Raw genomic sequence first — 14,131 nt, forward strand, 5'->3', positions numbered from 1 at the left:
TTAAGGGCAGGTTACTCACGTGTTACTCACCCGTTCGCCACTAATCACCGGTGCAAGCACCGGGTCATCGTTCGACTTGCATGTGTTAAGCACGCCGCCAGCGTTCATCCTGAGCCAGGATCAAACTCTCCGTTGAAGTAAAACAGACACACCATGCGCCCCCGGGAAAACGGGATGCACACAATGCACAAAATTTGAAACCAGCTGTAAAAACCAGACCACACCACGGGGTGGCGCAATCCGGTCAATTCAACCAATTCAATACAATAAATTGGTATCAACAAACTTGGCACACTATTGAGTTCTCAAACAACAGACACACCCGGCACCACCACAACCATTCATACGGTCGCGGATCGCTCCGGAGCAACTTTTCAAACTTACCCGATCTTGGGAGTGTTTGCAAATTCGCATTTCTGCGATTTACATTCTCTCAAGAAGGTCCCCGCCGTTATTTAGCACGCAAATTCGCGAACCATTTTCAGGCTGTTTAGAAGGGGGTCGGTCGCTTTCTTTCCGCATCAGCGGCGGCGACTCGAATTACTTTACACGCCGGGAGGACCCTGCACAAATCAGCCCCCTCAGACGCTTCCGGCGTCATAATCCCCGGAACCTCGCGGAATCCGGCCACCACGAGCGCCCCCAAAGGCCAACCGGCCGGCGTCAGCGTTCTATGTAGTGGGTCACATGCCTGTAGACCTGCGCGTAACCAGGTCGAAGTCAGGACGTTCGACTGCCGGCATCCCCGCTATTGAACTCATTGAGCTGGCCGCACCGGCGGCTATCTGTCCCCCAGCAGCGCCTGTACCTGGAGAAGGAACTTCAGGCCGCCGTCGGTCAGTTCTTTCTCGGCGAGCGCGAAGCGCGGGCCGGGGACCGCGAGCTGGAGACACTCCAGAGACTCCCGCACCGTGCGGTCGATGTCCCACGCCCAGGATTCCGGAATCGGGTCCCCGGAGCGGGTCGCGAATCCGGTGGCCTCAAGCGCGGTGAGGATCAGTTCGCCGCGCAGGGTGAAGGACGGGACAGGTCCCCTGACCAGCCAGTGCGCCGCAAGCCTGGTCATGAGTTTCAAGGCGTCGTTTTGCGGGGCTCCGATAGTACTCACCATGTAGTCCCAGAGCTCGTCCGGGTCGTCCAAGCCGATTTTGCCCATCGGACCGAGCACCAGCCTGCCGTTGCGCTTTCGCAGCAGCTTCCAGTCCAGCAGGTGCAGGCGGAGGTTGAGCACGTCCTTGGCGTTGAGTTCGCGGTTGCCCTTGCCCATGATTTCGTCGTGCCAGCCGAGCTCATCCAAAGTGCTCCGGACCATCGCTGGCTTCAGGTAGCCATCCTTCGTCAGTTCCAACCCCTCCCCCGCCGAGCTTTTCAGGAACCACATGATGGGTCGGAGCACGGCGTCCCGCTCGGCGGGTATGAGTGGCAGAGGCCACAGCTGCAGGCTGAGCCGGCCGAGGCTCCGGTTGACGGCGTCGAGGTCGAAAGCTGTTACTTCGAATGCCGTTACCCGTTCGCCGGTGACCTCCGAAAACCAGGTGGCGGCGTCGTAAAACTCCGGGTGCTTCTCATCTGAGAGAACCTCCGCCAGGCGCCGGTAGCCGTTGGGACCGCCGGAGTCCTCTACAGGGCCCCGGTTGGCGCCCTCCACGCACGTGATGGTCCCCTCAGGGACCAGTCCGGATCCCACTGGTTCCACCTTGTGCGTCCAGTCGTCGCCGAAGTCGTATTCGTACTCGAAATCACCCAGTTCGGTCCACTGGGGATCTATCAGTTCAGAGAGGACGACGCCGGCGGCCGACTCCGCGTCGATGCCCTCCGCTGCCTCGTCGGGGCCAACAATGACGCGGGGCTCGCCGCTGCGGTCAAGGCAGCGGATGCCAAAGAGGTGGCGGTCCTGCCATCCGAAAGCGCACTGGATTGCCTCGTGGAACTGCGTGACGGTGACGGTCTCCGGCAGAAGGAGACGGCGCCAGATCTCGGGCTGAGTGCCTTGGATGCTGATCCGGAGGTCGTAAGCCGGGACGGTCTGCATGCTGGCCATCTTGCCAGAAGTCCAGCGTCGCTCACGGCCCAGATGTCGGCGTTGTGGATATCCGGGGCATACGGCAGCCGGCCCAGCCCCGCGTGCCATACTCGGAGCGTGACGACGTCGTACGCATTCCGTGCCGAGCTGTGGCACTATCCTGAGCAAGCCGGCTGGCACTTCATCACGTTGCCGCCGGACCTGGCGGAGCAGCTCAAGGACGAGGCTGCCCCGTTCCGCAAGGGCTTCGGTTCGGTGAAGGTGAGCGCCTGCATCGCCGGGCAGCGTTGGCGGACGTCGCTCTTCCCGGACAGCAAGAGCAACTCGTACGTTCTACCCGTCAAGAAGGCCATCAGGACCGCGGCCGGCATCCAGGCCGGGGACGAGGTGGACGTGGAAGTCGAGCCGGAGTTCTAGGGCTTAGTGCGGCGGTAGTGCGCGGAAAACGCGGCCACCCTCGATGACCGCCTAGGAGCGGTCACCCCTACCGTGCCAGCCGACCCGTTGCTACGATTGCTACGGAGGCTGACATGACAACAATTCCGCACCGCGAACTTCGCAACCAGAGCAGCAAAATTCTTGAGCGCGTGAAGAACGGCGAAACCATTGAGGTGACAAACAATGGGGAAGTCGCCGCCGTTCTCATTCCGCCATCCTCCTCCCCGTTCGAGCGGTTGCTTTTGGCAGGGCAGGTCCGGCCAGCCTCCCCCGGTGCCGTTGATTTTCAGTCACTGCCGAGGGTCAATTCAGCGACCATGACCGCGGAAATCTTGGCCGACGTTCGCGGGGACCGTTGATCCTCTACGTGGACACGTCGGCGGCCCTCAAACTGCTTGTGGAGGAAACGGAATCGTCGGCCGTGGCCAAGTACTTCGCGGCTGCCGTGTCCCGCGGCGACACGCTGGCGGCCTCCATGCTCCTGTACACAGAGCTTCACTGCGCCGCCAACCGGCGGGGACTTCCCGGTGGGCTCGTCAATTCCGTTCTGAGTGCAATCAATCTCGTGGACGTGGCGCGCTCGGACTTGATGTACGCGGCTGCCTTGCCCGGCCGGCTGCGCAGCGCCGATGCGATTCACTTGGCGGCGGCTATCCGGCTCCAGGCCGATGTCATGGTTGCCTACGATGCCGAACTGTTGGCGGCGGCCGTGGACGCCGGCCTCAACGTCCTCTCCCCCGGCACCCGGGCGTGAACACGCAATAAATCAAGTGCCACCGCGTAACCGCCTTGGCCGCGCTATTCACTCCCTGCTGCGGCACTGCTAGCTTGACTGGATGGAACCATCTCTGGTCAGGCCGAAGAACCGCAAAATTATCGCTGGAGTGTGCGCCGCCCTCGCCGAGCGCTTCGGTATCTCTAAGACCGTGGTCCGCCTCGGCTTCGTGTTATTCGGCTTCTTCGGCATCGGTGAACTCGTCTACATTGCGCTGTGGATCATCATCCCCAAGGACCGGTAGCGGAAAGTCACCGCGTCGGCGATGCCTCCACGAAGGCCACTTGGGTGGCATATTGCTGATAAAGCTTTACGGCCTCGTCGATTTCGATGTGGCCGAAGTTCAGCGAGACCTGCAGCCCCTCCAGCTGGGCGCTGGCGGTCTCGGCCGCGCTCACACGGTCCGCCACCGAACGGGACGTGGCGAAATTCGTGGCCAGCGCCGCGGCAACGGAACAGATCACCGCCAGCAGACACAGTCCGCGCCACACGACCGCGTCGTCGCTCAGGTTGAAGACGTTCGCCACCGTTTCGGTGAACCCCGTGCCCCCGACTGCGGGACCCGCCGTGAACGCGGCGGCCAGCGCGCTGCCCACGATGCTGATGCTGGCTAACCGGGTGCGACGTGGCCGTTCCCGGCCGAGATAGGACTGAAGGTCCCGCTGCTTCTCGTCGATGCGGTTGGACAGCCTTTGCCGCGTATCGGATGTTTCGTCCATGACCTGGTCCCCGGTTCCCTCGCCGATCGTGTCCGCACGCCTGGAAAGTGGGATCCGGCAGCCGGCGGTCCGCAGGCTTCCCCAGCTTCCCAAGCCAGGGCGGGAGCTCCCCGCCCCGTTGCCGCTTTCCTCTCGAAACGCGCACATGTTTAGGATGCTCCCGCGCCACTGCGGGTGTCTAGACGGACCAGCTAGCCGGCACGCCCAACCAGCCGTCGCCGGTCGCCGGTGCTGACTAACGACGTCGGATGTGGAGTTCAGCGCTACATGGCGGCGTTCTGTGATCGCTCTGTGCCGCACTCTCAGGCTTTGCATGGTCCTGCATGGCATGGGAATTGAGACACCTTGGTTGTGAGACAGGTTTCCCTGTGAATCGCAGTCCTAAAGGGAAAGCCCCACAGGTGAGGGGCTTTCCAGGAATTTGACAGTAGGTTGCAGTCTTGGTCAGCGGTGATGCGCGCCTCCTCCCCGGGCGTTGTGTGCGCCCCTGCCAGAATTCGATATTACAAGACACTAATAGCTGATCCGCGGATCGTCCAGCCGCTGGCCGGCGTGCCTTCAGAGCCGGTCCTTCTAGCCGGCAGCATGCTTCACCAATCGAACATCGTATGGTGCGGGGCTCCTCGAGGCGCGACCCTGTATTAGCTGGCGGCCATCTGAGGGCTCGCACGCTTGGCGTCGGATATCGGCAGTGCACTAACCGTGTTGGTTGGCGCGATCGCCAGGACCGCGAGAGCCACAGCGATGATGCCAAGTCCGGTCCAGCCAACAGTGCTGAGGCGTTCGCCCACGATGGCCACCGCCAGGATCGCGGCAATGGCCGGCTCACTCAGGGTGATGGTGGTTGCGGTGCTGGCAGTGACGCGTGCCAGACCATATCCGAAGAGCAGGTAGCCCAGAAACATCGGGATCAGAGCCATGTAGGCTGCGACGGCGAACGCCTGAGAGCTCGCGATCAGCGGTGCGCCGGTCAGGAGCAGGACCGGCACAAGCAAGGTGCCGCCCGCCCCGAACACTGCCCCCATCGAGGCGGCGCGACTAATGCCGCGGCTCATGAGGCGTTGGGCGCACCACGAATATGTGGCGTACGTGGCGCCGGCGAGCAGACCGAGCGCGATGCCGGCAAGCGTCGAACCGGCGTCGCCGGGGTCGTGGGTCATCTTGGAAAGGCACAGCAGGGTGCTGCCGGTGACGCCGAGTCCGGCGGCCAGCATCCACCACCGGCTGAGCGGGGTGCGTTGGGCGAACCATTCCAGCACACCGGAAGCCAGCGGGGCCGAGGCCAGGGACACGACGGTGCCGAGCGCCACTCCCGCCAGGTGCATCGAGCTGTAGAACGCCAATGGGTAGATCGCCACCGCCGCCGCGCCCAGAGCGGTCAAGGGCAGGCTGGCGCGTAGTTGCCCGCGGCCGGCGCGGAGCGCGGGGATCGCGATGAGAGCCTGTAGGATGCCGCCTATCCCCAGGGCGGCGGCTCCGACCGCCAGCGGGCCGGCGCCGGGTGCGAATGTTGCGGCGGTGCCCGTGGTGCCCCACAGCATTGAGGTGATGGTGATCGCCGCGATGGCGGTCAACCTCTCGCGCCTCACGCCGCATCCACCAGCGAGGCGGCGATCGCCCGGGCATGGACCAAGCGCTCCACAGAGCCCTCCAGGCCGGCGCGGGCTACCGCACCTTCGAGCACGAACGCCAACTGCTCGGCGAGCTCTGCGGCCCGATCGGCGTCGACGATCCCGGTCAGACCAGCGGCCAGGATCGCCTCGACCTGTTCCTTGTGCTCGCGGACCGCCACCCGCCCGGGCGCGCCCGCAGGCAGCTCGGCGGCTGCGTTGAGCAGCCCGCACCCGCGAAACCCGTGGACGTAGGCGGCGCCGGCATGGTCGATATAGGCATCAAACACCGCCAACACCCGATCACGCGAAGTCTGTGCATTGATGACGCGCAGCTCGTACAGCCCCAGCCACTCCTGGTGGCGCTCCCGGATATAAGCGAGCACCAGATCGTCCTTGGACGCGAAGTTGTTGTACAGGCTCTTCCGCGCCACGCCCGCCCTCTCGGTGATCGCATCAATCCCGGTAGCGGCCATCCCATGCGCATAGAACAACTCAGCGGCGGCCGTCATCAACCGATCACGCGCCGGCCGCTCCCGGCCCACACCATCACCCACAACATCACACCCCTTAAGTAGGTAGCCCAGTCTACCTACTTAAGGGGAAGAACACCATGCGGATCCACGATGCGCTGCGTCCTTAATTTGTGGAGTTTGGCGGTAAACGGCGGTCACGAAGCGCTGAACTTCACAAAGGCAAGGCACGACGTCGGGCCTGACCCCCACCTCCAATGCTGGATGCGGGGGGTCAGGCCCGTTCGGTTACTGGCGAGTGGCTGCTGGGATTAGGTCAGTGCAGGGACCGGAGCGATGCGTACGGTTCGCTGGGGAGGTTGCCGGCCATCCAGGGGCGGGTGGACCGGACGGGCGGGGTGTGGCCCCGGCCGTCGCGGAAGACCGCGACGAAGGTGGCGACGGCTGCGTAGACCATAAGTCCGGCGAGCAGGATAGCGGCAAATTCCATTTGAGAAGCACCTCGGGCGAGTGATGGAGCTGGTTGTTGGGCAGATGATGAACGGGTTGTCCGGGCCGGGTTCCTTGATGATCAGTGCGGGTTGGGGATGCGGCTGCGGCTCGGTTTTCCGGTCCTTTCTTGGTGACATGTCCAGTTTCCGCGCCCACCGTGTGAGCCACCGTGTGAGCGTTATCCGCCTGGAATCGCGCGCGTTTCGACGGCGGTCATGCGTCCGTCGCGCGCCCCGGAACTCCCCGCTGACGCCCCACAGACAGCCCCTCCCGCTCCCCCACCAGCGGCGTAGCATGACTCATATGGCCGAGACTTGGATTCGGCTCCTCGGTCCGCCCAGGATCGAGTCCGCTGGCACCGCACTCCGGCAGCCCCGGGGCCGCAAGGCCTGGGCTGTGCTGGCCTACCTCGCGCTTCAACCGGGCGGCACCGGACGGGCCCGGACCGCGGCCCTCCTGTTCCCCGACGCCGAGGACCCGCTCGGTGCCCTGCGCTGGAACCTTTCCGAGCTGCGGCGGACCCTCGGCGCGGATTCGGTCGGCGGCGACCCGCTGCGGCTGGTGTTGCCGGCCGGGTGGAACTGCGACGTGATGGCGGCCCTGACCCCCGCCGGCGACGCCGACCCCCGCACCTTCGACGGCGAACTCCTAGAGGGACTCGCCTTCGCGGACTGCCCCGTATTCGAATCCTGGCTGGAGGACCAGCGGCACCGGCTCGAGAACTGCGTGCTGACGCTGCTCTACGAGGCCTCGCTCGCCGCGCTGGCGGCCGGAAGGGCGGACGACGCCGTCGATCTCGCCACCCGGGCGCTGCACCTGGACCCCTTCAACGCCGACTGCCACGCCGTGCTGATCAAGGCACTCGTCTCCCTGGGCGATTACCGGCGGGCGCGGGAGCAGGCCGACAAATGCCGCGAGCTCTACCGCCGGGAGCTCGGGCTCGGCGTGCCCGCGGAGGTGCGCCGGGCGCTGACGGACGCGGCGCCGCCTGCCGAGCCCGGGCTGCCGGCCAGTTCGGCCGCGGTGCGGTCCTATCTCGATGCCGCCGAGGCGTCGCTCTCGGCAGGCTCGGTGGACCGCGGGCTGGAGCAGTTACGCCACGCGGCGGAGATCGCGCAGCGGACCGGTGATCACCATCTGCTTGCCGAATCGCTGGTCACGCTGTCCGGGGCGCTGATCCATCAGGCCGGCGGCCGCGGCGCCGAGGTCGCCGATCTCCTGCACAGGGCCCTGAAATCGGAAGGACTGGACCCTGCGTCGCTGGCGTCGGCGGGGCGGAACCCCGGGCGGCCGGCCTCGCGGGTGGCGGCGGCCGCGTACCGGGAGCTGGGGTACCTGTCCGTGCAGCGGGGCATTCCGGACCGCGCTGCCGGCTGGCTGGAGCAGGCGGCCCGGGCGGCGGACGGGTTCGACGACGAACGGTCCAGAATCCTGGCCATCCAGGGCATGGCGGCCTCGGACACCGCGCACTACGGCGATGCGCTGGCGGCCCTGGCCGAGTCGAGCCGGCTCGCCACCGCCTCTGGCGGCCGTCGTCTGCTGGCGTTCAGCGAGGCCCTGACCGGCCGGGTGCATCTGCTGCGCGGGGATCTGGAGCCGGCGGCTGAATGCCTGGACCGGGCCCAGGAACTGATCGCGGCCGAGCACTGGACGGCGTTCGAGCCCTTTGTCGCCGGGCTCCGCGGCGAGACCTTCCTTGCCGCTGGCCGGCTGGAGGACGCCGCTCCGCTGATCGACCGCTCGTGGGTGATGGCAGATGTCGCCGGCGACCACTGCTACCTGACCCTGGCCGCCGGTGCCAAGGCCCGGCTCAGCATGGCGCTGAACGATCAGGCCGCGGCCGAGTCCTGGCTGAAGCGCGGGCTCGACACCACCCCCTGGTATCTCTGGTACCGGGCGCGGCTGCTGGACACGGCCGCCGAGGTCGCGATCGACGCCGGCTCCCCCGCCGCCGGGGACTACGCCGACCGGCTCGGCACCATGGCCAGCCGCGGCGCACTGCGCGAACTCGTGGTCCGGGCGCACTCGCACCGGGCGGTCCTGGGCGACGCCGCCGCCGCGGAGACCATTCCGTGGCTGGCCAAGGACATCGACAACCCTGCGCTGAACTCGTACCTGGAAAGGCGCGGCCAGCTCTAATCAGTACCCCGGAGCCGTGGCGGGCGGACGACGGCGGTGCCGCGCCGCCGTCGTCGTACTTTCGTTAAAAGCACAGATGGGTTAAACAAAAGCAGGGCCCGTCCGGAGACGGGCCCTGCTCGAAACCTAACGGTCCCGGGTATCTAAACGGAAATTAGATAGCCTGGATGTTGGTGGCCTGGGGACCCTTGGGGCCCTGCTCGGTTTCGAAGGAGACCTTCTGGTTCTCTTCGAGGGAGCGGAAGCCGGAGGAGTTGATCGCAGAGTAGTGTGCGAAAACGTCCTGTGAGGAGTCATCGGGGGAAATGAAGCCGAAGCCCTTTTCAGCGTTAAACCATTTGACGGTACCAGTAGCCATTATTTTTGTCCTTCGTGAAGGTGGAGGAACTGTCCCGACTTTCGGGTCCTCCTGTTTGGGGTGCTCAAAACCGCTGCTTCAGAAGAACATGGTCTTGCAACCATGCGTACTGCCTGAACTACGAACTGCATAAACACAACAACAGGATCAACCATACAGGAGATTCCGGACACCAATTACCACGGCCCCGTCGAGCCACCGTCCGCGGCAGCCCGCCCGACACCCGCGCCGGCCGTCTGCGCGCCCCGCCTGTACCGTGCCCGGCCGCGGGCATATCCTGCAGGAAGACCAGTCCGTGACCGTCCGTTGCCGGAGGAAGACCCATGGAAATGCCGAAAGCGTCCGACGCCGACAAGGAACACTTCCGCTCGGTGCTTCCCGACAATCCCGAGGTCGTGGTCAAGCCCATGTTCGGAAACCTCGGGGCGTTCGTGCACGGCAACATGTTCGCCGGCCTGTTCGGGCCCACCATCGGCGTGAAGCTGGGCGAGGCGGACAAGGAGATGCTGGAAGGCACCGAGCGGACCGTCCCGTTCGGGCCGCCGGAGCGCCCGATGGGCGGCTACACCGGATTGCCGGAAGTCTGGAATGCCGAGGGTGACGGCGATGAGGCGCGGGCCAGGGCCTGGGTGGAGAAGGCGTTCGAGCACGTGGCCGGGCTGCCGCCCAAGGAGCCGAAGGTTTCTAAGCCCCGGCCCAAAAAGTAGAAAAGCTAGGGCAGGACAATATTCACGAGTTCGGACCGGCTGCCGGTTTCCAGGTCCTCGGTCAGGGCCAGCGCACCGATCTGGGGGCAGTGATACTTATACTCCCGGGAGTTCTTTTCAAGGGGCGTCCAGTCGTAGACCTTGACGCAGTCGGTGTACGTGCCTGACTTGGTGGAGACGGTCTCGCCGGTAGCTACAGTGTCCCGCATGTCTTCCGCGTGACCAACGTAAAATTCCTGCCTGTAGGAGTCGCCAGGGCGCTGCTCGGCCCTCATCCAGATGCCGGCTTTTGCCCCGTCTTTTCCATGGCGAAAGCTGCCTGCGTGGTGCACCAATATCCCATTCAAGTAGTTGTTCACGTCCTCGCCGAAGTACCAGACGTCGCCGTTTTTGTGTTGCGCCAGGTAATCCCGGGTTTCCTCCACCAGCTGCCCGTTCTTGTACTCCTTATCCAGATAGACCACCGTCTCAACCCCCTCTATGGTCACGGTCTCCGGCAGGATTTCGATCTCGATCCTCTCGGTGACTCTTCCGTGCTCGGTGGTCTCGTAAGTCAGTTTTTTGCCGACTGGGAGGGCGAAGTATTTGTTGGTGATTTCAGTGGTGAAATCTGCTGGGTTGACCTGCGGGTTGTACTCCGCCGCCCTACTCCTTTTTGCGTGATCGAGGACAAATAACGTCGCCCCAGCAACAACCAGCAAGAGGACGATCACACCAAAGAAGATTTTGGTTCGCCGATTCATGACCTTTCCCACTCCTTCTGAGTAGAAATTCCTGCAGGGGGTCAGAGCACCGTTGCTTGCCATGGCCATAGGAAAAAGATAGGGCAGCCCGCCCTAAACCAGAACACCCTCGGCGAATTCGCCGTCGTCCTGATCAAGATCGTCGCCATCATCCGCGGCCGGGACGTCCGGCGGGCGACCCTGTCCGGCGCTTCAGCCGCCGGCAGTGCCGGGAAGGAATGTCGAGGGCAGAAAGCCAGTGCGGAATGGAGGCGGGCTTCCGCCGCCGTTGTGCCCGTCGTGCGGAACACTGTGACCATTTCTACTCGTGGTCCAAGAGCGGATCCACCAGCCTGCAGAATTTCGTCGCCGCGTGCAGCAGGTGCAACCGCGCGTATGGCGCGCAGATCCCGTCGCCAGGCCAGCAGGAGAGACTGGAACGACGACGGCGGACCAACGTAACGCTTGAGGATGCGGTTGCCGTGGGCGAGCGGCAGCCGCTCCTCTAGCGACATCCTGCCGGCTTCGGCCATCTGCCAGCGCACGTTGCGGGGGGTTTCACCGCCTTCGGACAGGCGGACAGCGCTTCGAGTCTGGCGGTCGGTGACCCTGCGGGGTCGGCCGCCAAGGTCCTTTCCGGCTTCTCTGCGTTTGCCGACGGAGTCGGTGACGCGTTCACGTCTGAAGGTCCGGTCGCCGGACCAGACCCTGGCTCTCTCACATAAAATCGGGCACAAATATGCAAAATAAGCGTCCCCTGGTGGGAGTATGTCGAACATATGTTCACCCACAAAAGGAGCATCAATGCCGCTGGAAGCCCTAAAGGACAGCCCGACCGACTTCGACTTCATCATCGGAAGTTGGACGGTGCGGCACGAGCGACTCAACCAGCTCTTCTCGGCCTGTACCCAGTGGACCGAGTTCTCTGGCTTATCGTCGACTTCCAAGACGCTCGGCGGTTACGGAAACGTTGAGGACAATCTCCTGAGATTCCCCGGCGGCGATGCACGGGCGATCGCCATTAGGTCGTACTCGACAGACCTCGGGACGTGGTCTATTTGGTGGCTGGACGGCCGCAACCCCGGCACCCTTGACACTCCCGTCGTCGGTAAATTCGATTCCGGCATCGGGACCTTCTTCGCGGACGACACCATGAACGGCACCCCTATTCGCGTGCGGTTTACCTGGTTTTCAACGACCACCGAGAATCCGCGGTGGGAACAAGCGTTCTCCAACGATGGTGGAAAGTCCTGGGAGACGAATTGGCGGATGGAATTCATCCCGGCCTAACGGCTCTCCGGCATTCCCGTGCGCCGCGGCAGCCGGTTGTTCTTACCTCTCGCGCTCGCGCAATAACTTGCGCCCGCTGGGCTTGAATGCTGCCCGGCCGGGCGTGTGGTTCTTTGCATGGGACCGATTCTGGACACCCTTATCGTCGGGGCCGGCCAGGCGGGGCTGGCCACGAGCTACTGGCTAAGCCGGGCCGGCGTCGAACATCAGTTGCTGGAACGGCGCGAAACGCTGGGCGGGGCGTGGCAGGACCGGTGGGACGCGTTTTGCCTGAACACGCCGAACTTCTCGCTCGCGCTGCCCGGCATGCCGTATGACGGCCCGCCCCGGAAGCATTCATGCTGCGGGATGACCTCATAGGCCATTTCCGGCACTACGCGGAGAGCATCGACGCTCCGGTCCGAACGGGTGCGGATGTCACCCGGATCGCGCCCGCGGAGGGCGGCGGCTTCACCGTGGCCACAACCCAGGGCCGCTGGCGGGCCCGGAACGTGGTGCTCGCCACCGGCGGCTACCAGACGCCGAAAATCCCCGCGCTGTCGGCGCAACTGCCCAGCCACATCCTGCAGCTTCACGCCGACAGCTACCGCAACCCGGGCCAACTGCCCGGCGGCGCCGTGCTCATCGTTGGCACCGGCCAGTCCGGCGGCCAGATCGCCGAGGAACTGCTCGCCGTCGGCCGCGACATCCACCTGGCGGTGTCCACGTGCCCGGAAGCACCGCGCCGCTACCGCGGCCAGGACCTCCTATATTGGATGATGCAGCTTGCACAGTTCGGCCCCGACTACGGACTGAATGGCCTCACCGTGGGGCAGCTGCCCTCCCCCGCGGCGAGGTTCGCCTGCAACCCGCTGGTGTCCGGCGTCGACGGCGGCCACGACATCCACCTGCGGGACCTCGGCCGCCGCGGCGTCCGGCTGCACGGCCATTTGGAAGCAGCCGACGACGGCGACCTCGTCTTCAGTGATGACCTTCCGGAACGCCTGGGCCTGGTGGAGGCTGCGTTCTATCAGCGGATGAAGCCGATGTTCGACAGCTATATTGCCGCCACCGGCATGTCGGCACCGGAGCCGGAGCCGCCGCGCAAGGACGACTGGCTTCCTTCGGAACCGGCGCGGCTGAATCTCGAAGCCGCCAACATCACGTCGGTCCTCTGGGCCACGGGCTATCGGCTGGACTTCAGCATCTTGGACATCCCGGTGCTGGACGAATGGAACTACCCCCGGCACTCCCGCGGCGTCACCGAACACCCGGGCTTGTACGCCGTCGGGTTGCCATGGCTGACCGGGCACGGCTCGTCCATCGTGGCGGGCGTGGGCCGCGATGCCGAGTACATTGCCCAGCACATCGCCGGGAACATCGCCGGCGGGTGAAGGCGGCGTTCCAGAGGGGTGGCTAGGCCGCGCAAGGCCCGTCGAAGTCCACGGGTGCGGCGAGGCCGGCCGAGCTGAACCATGCCCTGGCCCAGGCCTGGACCGCGGGTGTCGCGAGTTGCTCGGCAACAAGCTCCGGCGGCCCGTCGAACACGGACTTCCCCTCCTCCAGGAGGTCCCCGGTGCCGCTGCCGGCGAGGAGCCCGAAGAGGGCAGGCTGGTCGAGGAAGGGGAGCTTCCCGCCGTCGCCGTCGGTCAGCACGCCCCAGCGCGAGGTGAACAGCGAAAACTCCTCCGGACGGTCCCCGTGGTCCGCCACGAGAGGGCAGGCTTCGCCGTCGAGCTGGATCCGCCGGTAGTTGGGCTCCGTTTCGTCGAGGGCCATCAGTTGGACATCGTCCAGCCACGAAAGCCAGACCGCTGTGCACTCTCCCATCAGCGGATACGGGGCGGCGGCGATGTAGCCGGCATTGCTCACGTGGGCGGAGTGGCCAACGGCGATGTTGTGGAGCTGCCCCCGGACCAGCGGCAGGACCGCGCTGACGGGCCGGTGGTAGTTGGCGAATTTGCGCCGCATCACGTCGGCGCTTGAATTCGAGCCGATGGAGACCACCAGGGAACGGGCTTCCAGGGGTGCGGCGCCGGCTTGCGCGAGGGCTTCATCCAGTCCGGCTGAAAGCTCGAGAGGCCGGAATTGATTGCCGTCCATGACACCCGAGGCCACGGGAGGGTCCCACGGATACAGCCGCGGATCGAGATGGCCGGCGCCGCCGGCCCCGCTCAGTCCCATGGAGTCAGCCGGGTGAAGCCGTCGGCGTCGTGCTGGAGACTAATCAAGGTGGCCCGCTTTCGTGGTTCGGGACTTCCATTGTCCCGCACTTTTGGGGGAAGGGAGCCTACGGTGCTCACGTCGGTCAGCCCCGCCGCTTCTGCGCGAGGCCCTTCCTGCAAGTGGGCTTTGTCCAACGAACGCGTCAAAGCTGGCAGCAGGCTGGACTTCCCGAACAACACT

General features: G+C 65.0%; 16 protein-coding genes, 1 rRNA gene and 1 pseudogene. 9 read left to right on the forward strand and 9 right to left on the reverse strand.

Going from position 1 to position 14,131, the window contains the following annotated elements; translation table 11 throughout:
• A 16S ribosomal RNA gene (locus BLS42_RS19600) occupies positions 1 to 136 on the reverse strand; the annotation flags it as partial.
• Between the two features lie 645 nt (positions 137 to 781).
• On the reverse strand, positions 782 to 2,032 hold the full coding sequence (locus BLS42_RS19605; protein ID WP_176803580.1) for a plasmid pRiA4b ORF-3 family protein: 1,251 nt from the start codon (positions 2,030 to 2,032) through the stop codon (positions 782 to 784).
• A gap of 108 nt (positions 2,033 to 2,140) precedes the next feature.
• Here BLS42_RS19605 and BLS42_RS19610 point away from each other — a divergent pair, with 108 nt between their 5' ends.
• The 4 genes from BLS42_RS19610 to BLS42_RS19625 all read left to right on the forward strand — a co-directional run bounded on the left by BLS42_RS19610 (position 2,141) and on the right by BLS42_RS19625 (position 3,480).
• Positions 2,141 to 2,440, forward strand: coding sequence for a DUF1905 domain-containing protein (locus BLS42_RS19610; RefSeq protein ID WP_090584023.1), 300 nt, complete (start codon positions 2,141 to 2,143; stop codon positions 2,438 to 2,440).
• A gap of 113 nt (positions 2,441 to 2,553) precedes the next feature.
• Positions 2,554 to 2,820 carry a type II toxin-antitoxin system Phd/YefM family antitoxin gene (locus BLS42_RS19615; RefSeq protein ID WP_090584024.1) on the forward strand — a complete coding sequence of 89 codons (267 nt, stop codon included), beginning with the start codon at positions 2,554 to 2,556 and terminating at the stop codon, positions 2,818 to 2,820.
• Positions 2,817 to 3,215 (forward strand): type II toxin-antitoxin system VapC family toxin, encoded by a 399-nt coding sequence (locus BLS42_RS19620; RefSeq protein WP_090584025.1) that lies wholly within the window; start codon positions 2,817 to 2,819, stop codon positions 3,213 to 3,215. Before BLS42_RS19615 ends, BLS42_RS19620 begins: the two co-directional genes overlap by 4 nt.
• Before the next feature lie 82 nt (positions 3,216 to 3,297).
• A complete protein-coding gene (locus tag BLS42_RS19625) occupies positions 3,298 to 3,480 on the forward strand; it encodes a PspC domain-containing protein (protein WP_090584026.1) in 183 nt (60 codons plus the stop codon).
• A 7-nt stretch (positions 3,481 to 3,487) separates the two neighbouring features.
• Here BLS42_RS19625 and BLS42_RS19630 read toward each other — a convergent pair whose 3' ends face one another.
• The 4 genes from BLS42_RS19630 to BLS42_RS20350 form a co-directional block, all read right to left on the reverse strand.
• Positions 3,488 to 3,955, reverse strand: a complete 468-nt coding sequence (locus BLS42_RS19630; RefSeq protein WP_090584046.1) for a hypothetical protein — start codon at positions 3,953 to 3,955, stop codon at positions 3,488 to 3,490.
• 641 nt (positions 3,956 to 4,596) lie between these two features.
• Positions 4,597 to 5,496 carry an EamA family transporter gene (locus BLS42_RS19635; protein ID WP_090584047.1) on the reverse strand — a complete coding sequence of 300 codons (900 nt, stop codon included), beginning with the start codon at positions 5,494 to 5,496 and terminating at the stop codon, positions 4,597 to 4,599.
• A gap of 44 nt (positions 5,497 to 5,540) precedes the next feature.
• The gene (locus BLS42_RS19640) at positions 5,541 to 6,077 is read right to left on the reverse strand and encodes a TetR/AcrR family transcriptional regulator (protein WP_090584027.1); all 537 of its coding nucleotides are present in this window, start codon (positions 6,075 to 6,077) and stop codon (positions 5,541 to 5,543) included.
• 277 nt (positions 6,078 to 6,354) lie between these two features.
• Positions 6,355 to 6,528 (reverse strand): hypothetical protein, encoded by a 174-nt coding sequence (locus BLS42_RS20350; RefSeq protein WP_176803582.1) that lies wholly within the window; start codon positions 6,526 to 6,528, stop codon positions 6,355 to 6,357.
• A gap of 305 nt (positions 6,529 to 6,833) precedes the next feature.
• Here BLS42_RS20350 and BLS42_RS19645 point away from each other — a divergent pair, with 305 nt between their 5' ends.
• Positions 6,834 to 8,669, forward strand: a complete 1,836-nt coding sequence (locus BLS42_RS19645) for an AfsR/SARP family transcriptional regulator (protein ID WP_090584028.1) — start codon at positions 6,834 to 6,836, stop codon at positions 8,667 to 8,669.
• Between the two features lie 154 nt (positions 8,670 to 8,823).
• Here BLS42_RS19645 and BLS42_RS19650 read toward each other — a convergent pair whose 3' ends face one another.
• Positions 8,824 to 9,027 carry a cold-shock protein gene (locus BLS42_RS19650; protein ID WP_011690916.1) on the reverse strand — a complete coding sequence of 68 codons (204 nt, stop codon included), beginning with the start codon at positions 9,025 to 9,027 and terminating at the stop codon, positions 8,824 to 8,826.
• 323 nt (positions 9,028 to 9,350) lie between these two features.
• On the opposite strand from BLS42_RS19650, the gene BLS42_RS19655 reads away from it, so the two are divergent.
• Positions 9,351 to 9,734 carry a TfoX/Sxy family protein gene (locus tag BLS42_RS19655; protein ID WP_090584029.1) on the forward strand — a complete coding sequence of 128 codons (384 nt, stop codon included), beginning with the start codon at positions 9,351 to 9,353 and terminating at the stop codon, positions 9,732 to 9,734.
• Positions 9,735 to 9,739: 5 nt separating this feature from the next.
• Here BLS42_RS19655 and BLS42_RS19660 read toward each other — a convergent pair whose 3' ends face one another.
• Positions 9,740 to 10,546 (reverse strand): hypothetical protein, encoded by an 807-nt coding sequence (locus tag BLS42_RS19660; RefSeq protein WP_256336591.1) that lies wholly within the window; start codon positions 10,544 to 10,546, stop codon positions 9,740 to 9,742.
• A gap of 176 nt (positions 10,547 to 10,722) precedes the next feature.
• Between BLS42_RS19660 and BLS42_RS20710 the strand changes: the two genes are divergently transcribed.
• The 3 genes and pseudogenes from BLS42_RS20710 (at position 10,723) to BLS42_RS19680 (ending at position 13,119) form a co-directional block, all read left to right on the forward strand.
• On the forward strand, positions 10,723 to 10,965 hold the full coding sequence (locus tag BLS42_RS20710) for an HNH endonuclease (protein ID WP_256336593.1): 243 nt from the start codon (positions 10,723 to 10,725) through the stop codon (positions 10,963 to 10,965).
• Between the two features lie 295 nt (positions 10,966 to 11,260).
• Positions 11,261 to 11,746, forward strand: coding sequence for a DUF1579 domain-containing protein (locus BLS42_RS19675; RefSeq protein ID WP_090584031.1), 486 nt, complete (start codon positions 11,261 to 11,263; stop codon positions 11,744 to 11,746).
• Positions 11,747 to 11,863: 117 nt separating this feature from the next.
• A pseudogene (locus tag BLS42_RS19680) lies at positions 11,864 to 13,119 on the forward strand (flavin-containing monooxygenase).
• A gap of 22 nt (positions 13,120 to 13,141) precedes the next feature.
• On the opposite strand, the gene BLS42_RS19685 reads toward BLS42_RS19680, so the two are convergent.
• Positions 13,142 to 13,909 carry a hypothetical protein gene (locus BLS42_RS19685; protein WP_090584032.1) on the reverse strand — a complete coding sequence of 256 codons (768 nt, stop codon included), beginning with the start codon at positions 13,907 to 13,909 and terminating at the stop codon, positions 13,142 to 13,144.
• Positions 13,910 to 14,131 lie beyond the last annotated feature (222 nt).

The sequence above is a fragment of the Arthrobacter sp. ov407 genome (assembly GCF_900102895.1).
GTDB lineage: Bacteria > Actinomycetota > Actinomycetes > Actinomycetales > Micrococcaceae > Arthrobacter.

Bases quoted from the DNA above. Each gene is read 5' to 3' on its own strand.
- BLS42_RS19605 (WP_176803580.1), bottom strand. From the start codon at position 2,032: ATGCAGACCGTCCCGGCTTACGACCTCCGGATCAGCATCCAAGGCACT.
- BLS42_RS19615 (WP_090584024.1), top strand. From the start codon at position 2,554: ATGACAACAATTCCGCACCGCGAACTTCGCAACCAGAGCAGCAAAATT.
- BLS42_RS19625 (WP_090584026.1), top strand. From the start codon at position 3,298: ATGGAACCATCTCTGGTCAGGCCGAAGAACCGCAAAATTATCGCTGGA.
- BLS42_RS19630 (WP_090584046.1), bottom strand. From the start codon at position 3,955: ATGGACGAAACATCCGATACGCGGCAAAGGCTGTCCAACCGCATCGAC.
- BLS42_RS19635 (WP_090584047.1), bottom strand. From the start codon at position 5,496: ATGCTGTGGGGCACCACGGGCACCGCCGCAACATTCGCACCCGGCGCC.
- BLS42_RS19640 (WP_090584027.1), bottom strand. From the start codon at position 6,077: ATGACGGCCGCCGCTGAGTTGTTCTATGCGCATGGGATGGCCGCTACC.
- BLS42_RS20350 (WP_176803582.1), bottom strand. From the start codon at position 6,528: ATGGAATTTGCCGCTATCCTGCTCGCCGGACTTATGGTCTACGCAGCC.
- BLS42_RS19645 (WP_090584028.1), top strand. From the start codon at position 6,834: ATGGCCGAGACTTGGATTCGGCTCCTCGGTCCGCCCAGGATCGAGTCC.
- BLS42_RS19650 (WP_011690916.1), bottom strand. From the start codon at position 9,027: ATGGCTACTGGTACCGTCAAATGGTTTAACGCTGAAAAGGGCTTCGGC.
- BLS42_RS19655 (WP_090584029.1), top strand. From the start codon at position 9,351: ATGGAAATGCCGAAAGCGTCCGACGCCGACAAGGAACACTTCCGCTCG.
- BLS42_RS19660 (WP_256336591.1), bottom strand. From the start codon at position 10,546: ATGGCCATGGCAAGCAACGGTGCTCTGACCCCCTGCAGGAATTTCTAC.
- BLS42_RS20710 (WP_256336593.1), top strand. From the start codon at position 10,723: ATGGAGGCGGGCTTCCGCCGCCGTTGTGCCCGTCGTGCGGAACACTGT.
- BLS42_RS19675 (WP_090584031.1), top strand. From the start codon at position 11,261: ATGCCGCTGGAAGCCCTAAAGGACAGCCCGACCGACTTCGACTTCATC.
- BLS42_RS19685 (WP_090584032.1), bottom strand. From the start codon at position 13,909: ATGGGACTGAGCGGGGCCGGCGGCGCCGGCCATCTCGATCCGCGGCTG.